Here is a 14822-nt window from a genome sequence, read left to right as displayed (position 1 = left end):
ACGAAGGTAGTAAGGAAAGTCAGAACTATCTAGGCCTTTTAGATGAGACCATTGGAACATTTCTAGTGCGTTTAAAGGAAAGATGGTGCCGCGACCGGGATTTGAACCCGGGCCACAGGCTTGAGAGGCCTGCATACTTCCGGCGCTTTCGCTTGACCGGGCTATACTACCGCGGCAATTAATCTAATACGCTTACACCTTTAAAATTTAACTAGGTACCGACGGTCATTCAGCCTCGGTCTTAATCGGTGTTATTGAAAGGATTTTTTGGGATAACTTAAATTAAGGTAAGGTAAGGTGGGTTTAACCGTTTGTCCCTACACTTTCACTCCTCTTGTTTAATTGTTGTTCAAGCGTTGGGGTTTAATCCTCAACCATCTACCACCTAAAGGATAGTGAGGCATGGAGCTCCTCGGACCTAAACGGGGCTATATAAGCAGCTTTCAAGGGGTTAAACAGGGGAACTACATCCCTATGACTTCCCTGCCTCTTCACGAACTTCCTTCGGGCAGGGCAAGCGCTGGGTGGGTGAAAAACCTTGTTTCCGCAGAGTGGGTAAATTGAAGTTTAAGCATGGTAACCGAAAATTCATGCCTCTGAGAAATTAGCAACAGATTTAAGCACAGAGGTGAGGTAATATTATGACTAGAAAACTTCTCATGCACGTAGGTCCAGTCACCATAGACTATGATATTTTAGTTGCGGGTCTTCGAGGGGACACTGGGTTCACCTCTCAAGAGTTCATTGATGCTATGTCTTTCTCCCTAAAGTACCTTCGGAAATTGATGGGAGCAGACGAGACTTATCAACCGTTCATTATCCCAGGGGGAGGGACCTCAGCCATGGAGAGCGTGGCATCTGTCTTGAGGAGGGGAGACAAGGTCCTCGTAGTTTCCAACGGTGTATTCGGAGACAGATGGAAGGCGATCTTCAACAGGTACTCAGTTGCGGTGGACGTCCTCAAGGCAAATCCAGGGGAGTACGTGAAACCGGAGGAAGTGGAGAAGGCCGTGGAGGAAGAGAAGTACAGCCTGGTAACCATGACGCATGTGGAGACCAGTACTGGAGTTAAGGAACCCATAGGTGAAGTGACCAAGAGGATCAGGGACAAGGTAGACCTCATAGCAGTTGACGGTGTCAGTAGTGTGGGTGCAGAGACGGTGAAGGCCAAGGATAACCAGGTGGACATCTATCTGACAGCCAGCCAAAAAGCCATTGGAGTTCCACCTGGAGCAGGCCTTCTGGTCCTCTCCGAGAGGGCGGTCTCAAGGTTGTCGGAAGAGTCTGTGGCTGGGTATTACCTAAACCTTAAGAACTGGGTAGACGTCATGAGAAACCTGGAAGAGGGGAAGGGTTCCTACTTCGCCACTCTCCCAGTCCACCTCATATTCATGTTGGTGAAAGCGTTTGAGCTCATGGAAAGGGAGGGCCTAGAGAACAGGATAAAGAGACATGAGAGAGTGGCAAAGGGAATAAGGGCAGGGATCGAAAGTATGGGGTTGGACATAGTGGCAAGGAAACCTGAGGCCTACAGCAACACGGTAACTGGGGTGATAGTGAAGAAGGCTAACCCTTCTGAGGTCCTTAAGGCTGTGGTATCTGAAGGGCTTGAGCTCGCCCCAGGAGTTCACCCTGCCTTGGCAGGTAAGTACTTTAGGATAGGACATATGGGCTGGGTAAACCCCAACGACGCCGTGACTACCATTGCAGTTCTGGAAAGAGTACTCAAGAGGATGGGAGAACCTATTAACTTGGGGGAGGGAGTTAGGGCTGTACAGAACACCTTAGCCTAGTCCGTGACGTGAAAAACTTTAGATGAGACCTTGCTGGTCACCCCTCGTACAAGACGTTTAAATTTCCATTAAACCTCCCCTTTGTCTCAGTTACTTACGAAGATCACTCCGTCATCTCCCACCTCAGCCCTACCAACTTGGGCCAATATTGACTTGACTACGATCTCGTTTAGGAACACGTTAGCTGGAGAAATCTTTGCACCCAGCCTTCTCATCACTCGTACAACGACCTGTTCTGCTGTGGAGGGAGTGCTTATCTCTTCCTTAACCCACTTCACCAGTTTAGCCCCGTACTCCAAATTGTATTCCAAGAGTTCCCTCATCTTTTTCGCCTCTTGTATCGGTCCATGGGATATCACTAAGTTGTTGACTCCCTTAGCAATATCCCTTAGCTTCTCCAGGGACTCCATTGCCTGCCAAAAGTCTAAGTAGAAAGGGAATACGAAACCTTCCAGGACTTTTTTCCCAAAGAACGCGTCCCCCGCATACAGGGTGTCCCCTAGGATGTACCCGCTATGTCCTGGAGTGTGTCCGGGTAGTTTCACCACTTCCACTTCCGAATCTCCCGGTTCAATGGAAATGCTATCCTTTATCAGGTCAAAGGTGAAAAGTGACGAGTCCTTAGAACTAAACCCGTAGGTCATCACCCTCCTCCCCATGAGGGATAGGGCCCAAAGATCCTCCTTGGGAATGAACTTCCTCTTAGAGTTCTTCAAAAGACCGGCTATGTGGTCCATGTGGCCGTGTGTAGCTAGCTGTAGCTCTGCGTTCACATCCACTGAAGAGTTCTTACCACCTAAGTCCACCACAGCCCTCCCTTGATATATTAGGGTGTTGGGACTTCCGGGGAGTACTTCCACCTCTTTACTTAACCTCATGGGGTTAAACTACGTGAGATGGGTAAATACACCTTTCCCCGTTTCTTTATTATAAACTAGTTGACCGTATTTCAAAAATTAAGATCTCAATCTTTTATAGTTCAAAAGTTAATACAGTTGCATGGAATGGACAGTTAAGAGCTCAAAGGTAGAGGTAAAGGAGGCCCCACTGTGCGTGGTGGATGAGATAGAGGAGAGCCCTGAGCTAAGGGTTATGTTCCAGAAGGCAGGCGTAAAGACCGGTCACGGTAGCCCAGCCCACAGGTTAGTAAGCGAGGTCATCATAAAGGTGTATCAGGAGAGGAAGGAGACTTTAGATCAAGTTAAGGCGAAGTGGAACCTAAAGGAGATTGATGAAATACTCAAGGAGATCGAGAGGCAGGCTAGAGTAAGGAAAATTATTCCATGAGGTTTTTTCTGACCTTAAGTTGGGCACAAATGAAAGTGCGTCTAGAAACTTCAACCTTCGAAATTGATAAGTTCTGACTTATTCCCTACCCTGGCTTTTCTCAATTGTTAAGGTTTCTAAGTAAAAATTGGCTGTTTCAGTCTTTTGCTATGAGAGGAAATTATATGGAAAAAGTTTATAATGTTCCTGCATCTTAATTTCATATGTCTCTTCAAATCAGAGGTCAAGTTATAAGCACGGAGAGGGAAGATGGAACTTCTTTCATGGCTCCTGACGTTCTCCTTTTTAGGTATCCTAGGGAGCAAATCACTTCCAAATCGATTTTCATCGTACAACCTCAGGAGAACTGTGTGGTCGTTATCCAGGGACAGGTTCAGGCTGTTCTACCCCCAGGGACTCACAACATCCAGTCTCCCCAAAATCCACTCTCCAACTTCCTCTCAAGGTTTAGGTACAACCAATTGCCCTTTGACACCATAGCCTTCTTCACCTCCATGACCAGACATGAGGTGAGGATCCAAGGTAAAAGTCAGACGGACGATCTTGTTCCTTTGGACTATGAGGTAGCAGTATATTACAGGGTAACGGACGCTGCTAAATTAGTGACGAACATTCAGTTCTCTGGACTCTTCTTCAAGGACGGAGAACTTGCAGCTTATCTTGCACCAGTTGTGGACCAAGAGGTAAGTTCAATCCTTAATCAGGTCAAGCTAGTGGACGTGTACAAGAAGTTCTCCGATATCTCCACTGCGATTACTGCAGCCTTGAAGCAGTTCCTGGCTGAGATAGGCGTCGAGCTGATATCAGTCAGGGTGACCAGGCTTATCCCTGAGGATCCCGAACTTAGGAGGATAATCCAGTTGAGGGACCTAGGGTTAGAGGTGGAGAGAGCAGTAAGGATGGGGTTAGCAAGAATATTGACTGAACAGGGGAATCCAGCTAGCGTAAACATGGCCATAGGGATGCCATACTACCCCAACCTGGCTACACTTGTAAACCTACCTCAAAGGCTACTCCAGTTCTCCATGGGCTCTGAGAAGGGTGAGAGTAACGAGCAGAGCAAACCCCAGGGCTCTTAGCTGGAGCGTAGCGGCTGGCATAGGCTACTCCTTCATCCTAACAATAGTTACCGCAGTTGTCTCCCTGTTGGTCAAAGCCTTTTACCCTCCTTTTCAATTCTCCATATCTCCCATCAGGTCTCTAGTGATATCCCCAGTTGAGGGGGTCGTTCAGATATTGGTAATTCTAGTGTTGTTGGCGTTCGCTTTGCCAGTTAGGAGCGTCACCATTCAGAGGGAGTTGAAAGAGGTCAGGAAACTAGTTATTTACGTATCAGTGGGTTACCTAGTTCTCTCGTTACTCCCTTACGCTATCACTACCAATTATTTGCAGACATACGTGGGTTTAGTTATAGCCTTTAACGTTATTAACGGAGTGGTAGGAGGCGTGGCGTCCTCCTTAAGCTAAGGACGTCAACGATCAAAGTTCACGTTTGATGTTTTTAAGGGTAGAGAACCTTAGAGTCCTAAATTGATTGCCGAAGGTAGTTTAAGAGCATGTGTTTCCCTATAAGCCCAGGTAGGGCTTACCTTGTACACATCGGTCTCCAGAGTTAGCTAGGTCAAGCCCATCCAACGCCTTTTTACCTAAAGTGTATACGTCGACATTTTATCAACTTTTCCATTCAATGAAAAGCTTAAACTCCGTACCCTTAAAGAATTTAGATGTAACTCCCATGCCCCAACGGGAGAGGTTTGCTATCCCCTCGTCATCTGTACTCTTGTGGGAAGAACAGCTTCTGTCTACCAATAATGATTTCCCTCAACTTGTTTAGTAGTGGGTCAACTTGGTTAATATTTCCCGAAGCTATGCTATTGTAAATCTCTTCTGCCACGTTAATCATATTAAGATCGTTCTTCACTATCTCGTCCAGCTGTTCAGTCGTTATCTTAAACCTCGCGTAAACGTCTGATCCTCCTCCCTGCATGGCAGTCAACTCACCAATAAAGCTCCTTATCTTAGATGCTATAAACTCCATCTTCTTAAGCTCAGGGGAGAACGGAGAGGACGACGCAGTGATCGCCTCTAGCTCTCCTAACTTGTTTAGAGCGTTCTCCAGCTTCTGCTTAACGGAATTCCTTATTAAAAAGTCATCCTGTCTCACTAAGTCCTTAGCCTTATACCCCCTATAGCCAGGAACCATCAACTGGAGCTTCTCTAGGGGAGTAAGTTCCTTTGTCATGATAGACTTTATCTATTCAAGAATTAAAAACCTTATTTGTTCAATTTTATGGAATCCTCACGCATCTTCTTTAGTGCCTTGGTTGCCCTCTTGATAACTTCACTTCTAACCGGTTCCTCGTATATTGATTTTGAAACGACGTCTATTCCGAGCACCAAAGTGTTTTGTGAAGCCTCCAATATCCTCACCACAGGGGGCTCCAGAAGACCTTCCATATCCTGTAGTGATCTCCCTATCGCCTCTATCGCCTCATCGGGCTCCATATCCTTAGGGATCTCGTATCTAGTTCGTATCTTTCTCTTCTCGTTCTTATCGTGTACAAATATGGCTGCCTGGATCATGATGCTATTGGGGATCCTTAGCTCCGTGAACTCGTCCGTGAGTATGATAGTGTAAAGAAGGGTTATGTCCATGACTTTACCAGTGTACCCTGGGATAAGGTAATCGTTGGAGAAGTACTTGGGTGGGTATGTGGGGAAACTAAGACTGTATTGCCAGGTGGATACCGTGATCCTTTCCCCTACCTTGTAAGGCCTGGAAATAAGGAGCATTATCCCGCCGAAGACGTTAGAGAGCACGTCCTGAGAGGCCAGACCCAGGACCAAACCTGCGAAACCACCTGCCGCTAACGCCTCTCCCAGCCCTACTTTAAATGCTGCTAGAACTCCAGCTATGGCCAATACGTAGCCTATTACCCTCACCACAAAGCTCAGAGAAGAAGCGTTATCCAAGCCAATAGCTGGTCCGAGTCTATTCTTGATCAGCAAGGAAATGAGATAGGTAATCCCCAAAACTCCAATGACCCAGACACCTATTTCCAAGTAGAGTGTGTAGTTACCTGGTAAGATCTTCACCATTCCCAGAACGTAAATGGCTAACCCCACCACTACAACAGCAATAATGGACGATATAACAAGGGAGATTATCCTGGTCTCGCTTTTCATGATACTTCCTTAAGAGTTTCACGTTAAAATTTATTCTGCAGACGGTTCTGGACAAAAACCTGGACGGGCTATCTTGAACACGACTGACCTCCTTACCGCCCTGAGAGGTTTACCGTTCCGATCAACCTGAGTTCCGGCCGATCAAGCCCCCTCTCGGCCTCAAAAATGTCTCGCGGATTTTTCGACGCTCACAGGGAAATTAACCCTTCACCTGCTCGTCATCTCTAGTACCAGTAGAGCAGCGTTCTTGACAAGCGTTACGTTGTTGAGGGCCTCATTTCTCGTAAGGTCCTGCGAGAACATTATCCTTGCTATCTGAATGCTTTTTGGGGCCTTATCGTCAGGGGTGAAGAAAAATTCCACGTTCATTTTGATGAGTTCTCTCTTTATTTGTGATGAGAGTTCTGGGTTGGACTTGAACTTTTGCTGATCTAGGTCCAACACCACTGCTACTATGTAGTAACTTGAATCCGGTGTCGTCCTTATGACAGACACGGGCACACCTCCCATGGGTGGAGAAATGGTGAAGTGAAAGTAGATACCAGAACTGCTGACCTTATCGACTTTCATGTTCAGCTCCTTGAACCAAGAGAACAAGTCAGTGTCGCTTGCCATCAAGTACACCTCAAACTAGAGTCCCCCATGGTAGAGTCAACCCTGTGTTGTGCAAGAGATTCAGCTACCTGCGTTAGGTCATCCCTGATCCCAATACCAAGATCCTGCGGTAGGGAAACTTTACTCCTCAAGAGGATCACCCTAAGACCCTGAGCCCTCGCTACTATGGCTTGGTCTACGTGTGGAGTTATTAAGGTCATTATTCCCCTGACGCTGTTCAGTTTCCTCGCTGAAAAGTCTAGGAACTCCTTCGAAGGGAAAAACCTGTTAACGTCCTCAGGAGAAACGAGGTCCTGGACGAAAGCGTCTAAGTTATACCTCATCAGCAATCTCTTTCCTTCCATCTTGGGTAGATTGGTCACAACGAGTATCCTTGACCTATACCCCAACTCCTCCAAGGTCAGGGAATCAGGGTATGGCTTAGCCTCCGTGAGAGAGCCCTTTAAAACTTCCTTTACGAGCTGGCTCACCGGGTAGTACTTAGACACCAGCGACAGGGAGAACGTTAGGGATCTGTACTCCTGAATCCCCTGGACTGAGGAGAAATCTATTATAGAGTCCAAATCGAGTAGAATGGGATTCATTTCTTACCACCCAGTATTCTCTGAACCCACATTTTAGTCAGCTCCTTCTGTTTACACTCGTTACATATATCGGTGTACTGAGCTGTTCCCTGAAATCCCTGGCTCAGAAGCATGGAGTCAACCCTTACCTTTACCTTTTCCGAACCTATGGGCTTTCCGCAGATCCTGCACTTGGCAACGCTTGCCTTGTTGACGACTTTCTTCCTGAAACTAGAAAGTTTAGCGAAGCCTGGAACGGTTATGGCGTTCTCCGGACAGTTCTTGACGCACCTCTGCGAGCCTATACAGTAGGGGATATTGTAAGATAACTCTAGTTCTGACCCTCCAGATAGATCTGGGACGAGCATCTGACAAGCCCTCACACAGACCCCACAAAGTACACATTTGCTAGGGTCTACTACAACGTCATAAACTCCAGGGATCTCATCGTCCTGGTTCAACGACACCTTTTTGGACATCTCGTTGATTGACCAGATCAGGAGGTTCCTCCTTCTTCCCCTGTTTAGCGAGACCTCCTCAGGGATTTCTGCCCTTGGTATGGAGATTAGGGGGGTCTCCAGAACCTTGGTGAGCTCCTCGTCGCTCTTCGCTTTCCTAACCTCCAGATTAGTTCCAGGGAACTTGGAGGGGAGTTCCTCCAGTCTCCTCAACGCCATGTCCCTAGTCTCACACGTGGAGGACGCGTGGACTATGGGTATGAACCCTGCAGCGTAAGTAGCCAACACGAAGGAATCGTGGACCGAAGCGACGCAAGGAACAAGGAACGGGAAGATGCCCTCGCTAGTCCTCTCAAGCCTCGAATCGGTGAAGAGGATCCCCGCAGGTCTAGGATAAAACCTTACCAAGGAGTTAACGAACGACACGAACTGCTCTGTAGTGAACGTTGGAACCTCTAGATAGCCCAAGTAAGACGAAGCGGAGCAGTAACCGCAAGCTGTACACTTCTCAGGGTTGGTCACGGAAGGTCCCTCTGGGGACTTCGCAATCAGACCCAAGGGACATGACTCCACCGCTTTATTTATCTCCCTCTCCGCATGGACCTCGTCGAACAGAACTGGGTAGGGCTTATACTCGTAGAGCTTAAACTTGAGTAAGGACCTCCTGGACACTGAAGGGGAGCGCGTGGGTTGAACCCTGTAAACTAGATCCATCATCTCTGCCCTTAAGGAGTAAGCTACCAGAAGAGAGATTATGTAATCCCTTGTCTTTTCAAGGAACCAAGACGAGGGTATGACCGAGACCGCCAATGGGGAGACTCCGTATTTTTGATCTAGATCCTCCATCCACCTCTCCCTTCCGGTCTCATTAACGATAAGGAGGGCCCTCAGATCGTTTTGCTTAATATCCTCTTGGACAAAGTCAGTCAAGTCAGCCGCGTACGCTAACTTAGCTCTCTCAAAAACTTCCTTCAGGATATCGTCCCCTATTACCTCCCTAGCTTTCCTTGAGACCAAAAGACCTGCGTTCAGCATCATCTCTCCCCTAGGAAATCCTTCTCGAACTTCAACCAGTTGTCCAGTTCCCTACAAACTACCTTATATAGGTTTGACCTAGGATCGCTCACGACATCGTTTGCCCAGTCAGGAACCCATGAAAACAGGTGGGTTGTGGCGAAGTTCTTCTGGTCCTGGACTGACTTAAACGCGTCCTGTTTTGAAGATCTAAGATTAAACTCCTCCTCAATGAGGATCGACATGAAGGCCAGCAGGGAAGATATATGATCGAGTTCTGGGCTAAACTGTGAGGACATCTTAGGTACAATACCCCTTGACTTAAGGAACCTGACGACATCCGTGTACTTGAAAGTAGCTACCTTCTCGCCCATCAAGGAGAACATCCTTTTGCTCTCCACAGGAGTTAAGGGTTTCACACCCATCCCTGTTAAGAAGAGAGTGGAATACTCAATTAGGTAGTCGCTCCTCTTAGCTTCATGGAAGGCTCTCCTTATTTCCCCCACGTTTACTCCGGTCTCCTCCATATACTTAGAGAGGTTCTCGTCCAAAAACTTCAACTTGTTCAATAACTCGTTGTATTCCTCCTCATGGAACTTGTATAGAAAGAGCTCAGAAAACATATCGTAAGTCGCATGCCTAACGTTTAGCACGTCAAGAATGGAAACTGACAAGTTTAATCACCATAAAAAGAGGACAATAAAAAATAAAGATGTCTTACGAGCTGGAGTTGGAGCCATTGCTCTCCGTATAGGTCGAATTGTTCCCTTGGGAACCCAACTGAACAACCCCGTTGGATGTCCAGACGTTGTAGTACTCGGATTCGCTGAGGAGCTCTACGTCGTTATTCGCTGCATAGGCGCTATGCCATGGCAAATATCCGCTGGCGGGGTTGGCTCCAGTCTCAGGACCTAAAACGAAGCCTCCCTTGTCCACGAACAGGATGTTACCTGGGTCAGTGGGGTCAAGCCTATTTGCCCAGATCCTAGCCTGGACCATACATCCGTGAATGCAGGCTGGGATCCTCTCCTCTGGCGGTAGGGTTGGGTCATATATCCTGTCAAAGCAGTGGGTGCACTTCTTGGTCACGCCCTCAATGTAATCGAAGAACCTGTTTCCGTATGGACATGCGTAGATACAGTACTTGGTCCCTATGCACTCCTCATAGTCGACTAAGACGATGCCGTCCTGTGTCCTCTTAAAGGTAGCGCCAACTGGGCACACCTCCACACAGGGGGCATTCATACAGTGGAAGCAGTTGATGGGTATGTTGTATACCTTGGTTTGGGGGTAGTTCCCTACCTCAACGTAAAGCACTCTCAGCCAGAACATTACGTCTAGGTTCCCATAGGGATCAAGATCAGGCAAAGGTCCGAACATCCCTGATGTGTTCCACTCCTTGCACGACATTTGGCAACCTGCGCATCCGAAGCACTTGTTGAGATCCGTTATTATCGCGTAGTTAGCTACTGGAGTGTATGGGAGAGCCTTTTGGACTCCACCTTGTCTTATATCCAATTGGATTTGTGGTGTTTGGGACATATTATCACCTCAAACATGATTAAGGAAAAACCTATTGACTTGTGGGGTCTGTGGCAAACCCGTACCTCACCTTGTATTGACCTATCTGGTAGCTGGGGGCGAGGGATCCAGGAGACACGTAGCTCCATATACTAGTTGAGGTCATCTGGTTGGCATTGAACCTTAAGTGAGGTACGTTCACAGGCTGGGCGAAGGTAGCCTGTGAGGGAGAGTTGCTCACAGATATCTGTCCGCCCATCTGGTTGGAGATAACGGACAGTATGTCCTGGTTGGAGAAGTCCTGTCCCATGTATGTGAACCTATTGGCTGTGACCTGGACCTGGCTAGAGGATGACTTACCTATGATCTTTATTCTGCTGTCGTGCCACGATGTCTGACCCGTTATGGGATCTAGATACATTATCGGGAAAGCGTTATCAGAGGTTGGAGAGAGTTGTCCACCCCTAGATGGTGGCATGTACGAGATGTTAGCCCAGTTATTTAACACACTGTACTTGACCTGTGGGGAGTCCGCAGTCTGGCTCCTGAACCCTGGCAAGGCCTGAGCTGACACAACAACCCAAGCTGCTCCTGGCCTAGTGGCGTTGTCAAGGAAGGCTACTGCTGTAAGAGTAGTCCTCAGACCTCCACTCCAAGGTTCGTTTATGGCCTCAAACTGTACTAGATCACCAGACTGAATCCCCGTGCTCTTCACATATGGGTCGGCTGCACTCAGCATCACTGGGGTATAAGGCATTATGGCAATCAACCAAGGTACGTTAAAGGACCACGTGTGGTACGTCCTATCGTGCCTCCTCACGAAGAAGGTTAGTGGATAGTCACTCTCGTTTATTCCGTCTGGAGTTATGCTTGAGTTCCAGGCTGGGACAGGGTAATAGCCTCCAAAGGGTCTGTGGTAGCTTAACAGGTTGTTGGCGACCGCTTTCCCGTAGCTGTCGTTAGGCACCACGGAGGGAACCTTGAATTGAGAGTTGCCGGTCTTGAGATAGTAATAGTAGTAGGCTGCGTTATACCCAGTCCACTTCCCTGCTCCTGCCAGCCTAAACTTCTGGAGGTACTCTAGGTAAATCCTGTGAACGTAGGGGAGCCCTATAGGCCCGTAACCTCCTGGCATGTAAGCGCCCCATCCAAGGAAGTAGAACATGTTTACGTTCCTCATGTATCTGATGGAAGGTGGAAGGACGTACGCTGCTCCTCCTTTCCCGACCTTAACTGTGCCTGGATTTATGTCGCTTAAGGACATGTTGGGGGCATACTTGTTGATTATGTCCTGTAGTTTGCTCGCAAGACCAGGCTGGAACTTCACTGGTATCCTGAAGTAGTGCTCCGTTCCGGATGACCTATTACTTGCCCCTATCTTGAAAGTAGGTGCTGTGGAGAACGTCTGACCGCTGGGGACGCTGGATAGTATCTGATTAATGACACTGCTCTGATTCCCGGAGGCTGGTACAAATGAGGCGTATAGCTTCAACTGTTGAGGGTTCGGGGACTGCTTACCAGACTCATCCGTTAGTATGTACTCGAAGTTGCTTCCGTAGCCCGCAAGGAGAGTCCCGGACTTTAATATATACATGCCCGTCGATATCAGTCCTGGTTGACCTTGGGCCAAAATTTGCGTCCCAGTTATGGGGTCGTGGACGTTTACTGGGCTGACTAGGTTTCCTCCCGTGATGGGGTCTTGGGTTGTATAGTGGGGGTTGTCAGTTGGCGTTATGGATTTTTGATTTGGATAAGCCCTCAGTAACCACAATAACGTGAGTAGGGTGTCCCCTGTGGAGAGAACTGGATACATTGATGGTAAAGCTGGCCAGTTCAAGGAATCTGATGGGCCCTGTGGGAGGGAGGTAGGTCTGTCAAATGTGCTGTGAAATCCATAAATCTCCAGGAACGAAAGGTCGGGCATAACTAGATCCACTACGTTGTCCGTCTCCTGCATAAAGAGGTCGAACTGGACTGTGAACGGTATGATGTAATTCCCACTGCTATCCTTCTCGGTCACTTTTTGCAAGAGATCAGTCAGGGTATAAGCGTTGTTCCAGTACGGGGCGGTAATGTACCACATTAATGCGTTCACAGTATATGGCATTACCTGATTAGGGTACTTGTTCATGTAGTAAGCTGTGTAAGCCACAGCTGAGATGCTCCTCTGTACTGCAAGGGGGAGTTCCCAACTATACCCTCTGTCCATGAGAAGAGGTCTTCCGTTACTGTATAGAACTAGGTCGTCCGGACCATCAGGGAAACCGTAGGGACCGGCACCTACAACAGTCACGTTCTTGATGTCCACCGTTCCATCGTTGTAGATATACTCGGTCTTCAGGAATCCAGACCTTCCCTTAGGTATAGATATGTTGGTTCCTTGAATAGCTGAAGCAATGTTTGAGTCTACGCTTGGTGCGTTGGCTAGAGGGTGAGGAGGTACTGCATGACCAGGGAAATAGTGAGGGTAAGGGTACTTATAAAGGTCAGCCCCTGGGTTGTCCCAGGCCCCTAGAGTCAAAACTAGGTAGTAGAGAGATGAAGCGCTCATGAAGCCGTTGGCGTGGGCCGCAAGTCCCCTCATGAAGTATATGGAAACGGGTCTGCCCACCACGTGGTCATGGTAACGGCCTAAATAATCGACCCACTGAGCGGGTTCGTAAATGGACTTCTGGAAAGCTACAGTAGCCAACTCGTTGGCAATTCTGACTACAGTGTTGTGAGGAATCCCTGTCACTTCAGCCACGTTGAGGGCCCCAAACTGGGGTGACGAGCCTGAAGGGGTATACGGATCGTAGTTCATAAGCTCAGCCCTAAAGAGCTCGAAGGCTGTAGTCACAGTGAGAGTAATGGTATCTGAGGAACCCAATGACTTAGGTACGGTTACCTGTATAGCTGGTACCTTCACAGTAGTCCCGTTCTTCAGTTTGTATGGTACCTGCACAATATTGGACTGCATCGACGAGGGTAACTCGTCCATGGTCAATATAGGCATGACGTTCTTCTGCCATGGAGTGTCTACAAAGGAGTAAACATTTCCATCGTTACCCATAATAGCCTCCAACCACGGATGAGACTTACTATACTCAGAGTTACTCACTGGCATCCTCAAGTGCAAACCAACGTTATTCCCTGCGGTTGGATCTGTTGGGTCTAAGGAGTCTCCATTTTGGGGAGTGGGGTTAACTATCACCAACCACGAAAGGTTAGTGTAGTACCTAAGGAATTCCTCATCGATGTGTGGGAAAACTGCTGTTGACGGTATGTCGCCTAGGGAAGCGATAGGTTGTACCTGGCCCGAGGGAGTCGGAGCCTGCATTATTAGTTGCCCTGATGCTGAATCGTACGCTGGTTGTACGGACTGTAAGGTCATGGGGTTGATCACAGCAGGACCCTGACCCGTGGACGCTAGATAGGCCTTGTACACGTAGTAGTGGAAGTCCACTAGAACTCTTATCCACCCCATGGCAAGTGCTCCGTCTGTGGCGGGATTTATGAACAAGTGCTCATCCGATACTGAGTAGAAACCGAACCTCTCTGGAGCAATTGTTACCACCTTTCCGCCGTTCTCTCTTATTCTAGCTATGATCCTCCTCATCCAGTTGGGGAAGTGATCTCCAGCCAATCCAGCCAGTATGAAGTACTGTGCCCTCTCCTCATCTGGACCAGCGTACTCCCACACTGGAGCCCCAGTCACATAAACTCCTGCTGCGTAGACGTTCATTGAGCAGAAACCACCGTGGGCTCCTGAGTTGGCTGTACCGAAGTTACCCGCAAAGAAGCCTGCCGTTATTCCTGGAATAAGTTGGTCTCTACCCTGCCAGAAGCCTAAGGAATGCGGATTGGTCTCCCTGATTTTTAAGAAACCCTGGAAGTTACCTACGCCCAAACTCTGGGGTGTCACCCCAAGCTTGCTCCAGCTGCTTGCCGAAGCCCCATTAACTATGATGTCAAACGCTGTATCGTAATCTATTGCGATCCACTTCCCGGAACCCCTATCCCCTGCCCTGAGCAATGGGTACCTTAACCTGGCTGGGGCAAAATAGTAGTAGACGTCTGAAGCCCCTCTCGGACAAACTCCACCATCGTTTATATGCCAACCTATGGTGCCTGTAATAAACCTTGGGAAACCTGTTGGCGTTCTAACTATCTCAAGGCCACATCTGCCCAGACACTGGAAGCAGTTGGAGTACACTATCTCATCGCCCGGATAGTTGAGGGTATAACCCGTGTCCGTTTGTGAGAACGTGTCGAAAAGCCTCTTAGCTACAGAACTACCTCCTAAGATAATTGCAGTACCTAATGCCGCTGCACCACTTACCTTAAGAAAATCCCTTCTCGTTAGCTTTAAGTGGCTCATTGCCTATCTAAACCAAGTTTCCTAA

General features: G+C 48.2%; 13 protein-coding genes and 1 tRNA gene. 4 read left to right on the top strand and 10 right to left on the bottom strand.

The genetic code is table 11. The features are described from left to right. Positions 1–83: 83 nt before the first annotated feature. Positions 84–176: transfer RNA gene (locus GWK48_RS09590), tRNA-Glu, on the bottom strand. A 465-nt stretch (positions 177–641) separates the two neighbouring features. Between GWK48_RS09590 and GWK48_RS09585 the strand changes: the two genes are divergently transcribed. Next, positions 642–1793: a pyridoxal-phosphate-dependent aminotransferase family protein gene (locus tag GWK48_RS09585; RefSeq protein ID WP_174631758.1), complete on the top strand. Its 1152-nt coding sequence runs from the start codon at positions 642–644 to the stop codon at positions 1791–1793. A gap of 86 nt (positions 1794–1879) precedes the next feature. On the opposite strand, the gene GWK48_RS09580 is transcribed toward GWK48_RS09585, so the two are convergent. Beyond that, positions 1880–2671, bottom strand: a complete 792-nt coding sequence (locus tag GWK48_RS09580) for an MBL fold metallo-hydrolase (RefSeq protein ID WP_174631756.1) — start codon at positions 2669–2671, stop codon at positions 1880–1882. A gap of 121 nt (positions 2672–2792) precedes the next feature. Here GWK48_RS09580 and GWK48_RS09575 point away from each other — a divergent pair, with 121 nt between their 5' ends. The 3 genes from GWK48_RS09575 (at position 2793) to GWK48_RS09565 (ending at position 4547) form a co-directional block, all read left to right on the top strand. After that, on the top strand, positions 2793–3080 hold the full coding sequence (locus tag GWK48_RS09575; protein ID WP_174631748.1) for a hypothetical protein: 288 nt from the start codon (positions 2793–2795) through the stop codon (positions 3078–3080). A gap of 203 nt (positions 3081–3283) precedes the next feature. After that, complete coding sequence (locus GWK48_RS09570) at positions 3284–4159, top strand: SPFH domain-containing protein (protein WP_174631746.1); 876 nt, start codon at positions 3284–3286, stop codon at positions 4157–4159. Next, entirely contained in the window at positions 4122–4547 is a 426-nt protein-coding gene (locus GWK48_RS09565; protein ID WP_174631743.1) for a hypothetical protein, read from the top strand. The genes GWK48_RS09570 and GWK48_RS09565 overlap by 38 nt, the downstream gene beginning before the upstream one ends. Positions 4548–4848: 301 nt before the next feature. Here the strand turns inward: GWK48_RS09565 and GWK48_RS09560 are convergent, their stop codons facing one another. From GWK48_RS09560 to GWK48_RS09525, 8 genes are all read right to left on the bottom strand, one after another. Next, the gene (locus GWK48_RS09560; protein WP_174631741.1) at positions 4849–5322 is read right to left on the bottom strand and encodes a hypothetical protein; all 474 of its coding nucleotides are present in this window, start codon (positions 5320–5322) and stop codon (positions 4849–4851) included. A gap of 32 nt (positions 5323–5354) precedes the next feature. Further along, the gene (locus tag GWK48_RS09555) at positions 5355–6269 is read right to left on the bottom strand and encodes a mechanosensitive ion channel family protein (protein WP_174632739.1); all 915 of its coding nucleotides are present in this window, start codon (positions 6267–6269) and stop codon (positions 5355–5357) included. A gap of 204 nt (positions 6270–6473) precedes the next feature. Then, a complete protein-coding gene (locus tag GWK48_RS09550) occupies positions 6474–6881 on the bottom strand; it encodes a DUF2299 domain-containing protein (RefSeq protein ID WP_174631739.1) in 408 nt (135 codons plus the stop codon). Then, entirely contained in the window at positions 6881–7465 is a 585-nt protein-coding gene (locus GWK48_RS09545) for an HAD family hydrolase (protein WP_174631737.1), read from the bottom strand. Before GWK48_RS09545 ends, GWK48_RS09550 begins: the two co-directional genes overlap by 1 nt. Next, on the bottom strand, positions 7462–8937 hold the full coding sequence (locus GWK48_RS09540; RefSeq protein WP_174632737.1) for a 4Fe-4S binding protein: 1476 nt from the start codon (positions 8935–8937) through the stop codon (positions 7462–7464). The genes GWK48_RS09545 and GWK48_RS09540 overlap by 4 nt, the downstream gene beginning before the upstream one ends. Then, entirely contained in the window at positions 8937–9590 is a 654-nt protein-coding gene (locus GWK48_RS09535) for a TorD/DmsD family molecular chaperone (RefSeq protein WP_174631735.1), read from the bottom strand. The genes GWK48_RS09540 and GWK48_RS09535 overlap by 1 nt, the downstream gene beginning before the upstream one ends. 43 nt (positions 9591–9633) lie before the next feature. Then, positions 9634–10458 (bottom strand): 4Fe-4S dicluster domain-containing protein, encoded by an 825-nt coding sequence (locus GWK48_RS09530; RefSeq protein ID WP_174631733.1) that lies wholly within the window; start codon positions 10456–10458, stop codon positions 9634–9636. A gap of 31 nt (positions 10459–10489) precedes the next feature. After that, positions 10490–14797 (bottom strand): twin-arginine translocation signal domain-containing protein, encoded by a 4308-nt coding sequence (locus GWK48_RS09525; RefSeq protein WP_174631731.1) that lies wholly within the window; start codon positions 14795–14797, stop codon positions 10490–10492. Between the last annotated feature and the right edge of the window lie 25 nt (positions 14798–14822).

The sequence above is a fragment of the Metallosphaera tengchongensis genome, assembly GCF_013343295.1.
Lineage (GTDB): Archaea > Thermoproteota > Thermoprotei_A > Sulfolobales > Sulfolobaceae > Metallosphaera > Metallosphaera tengchongensis.
Note: the sequence above shows the minus strand (reverse complement) of the source record. Positions and strands in the feature narration are given on the sequence as shown.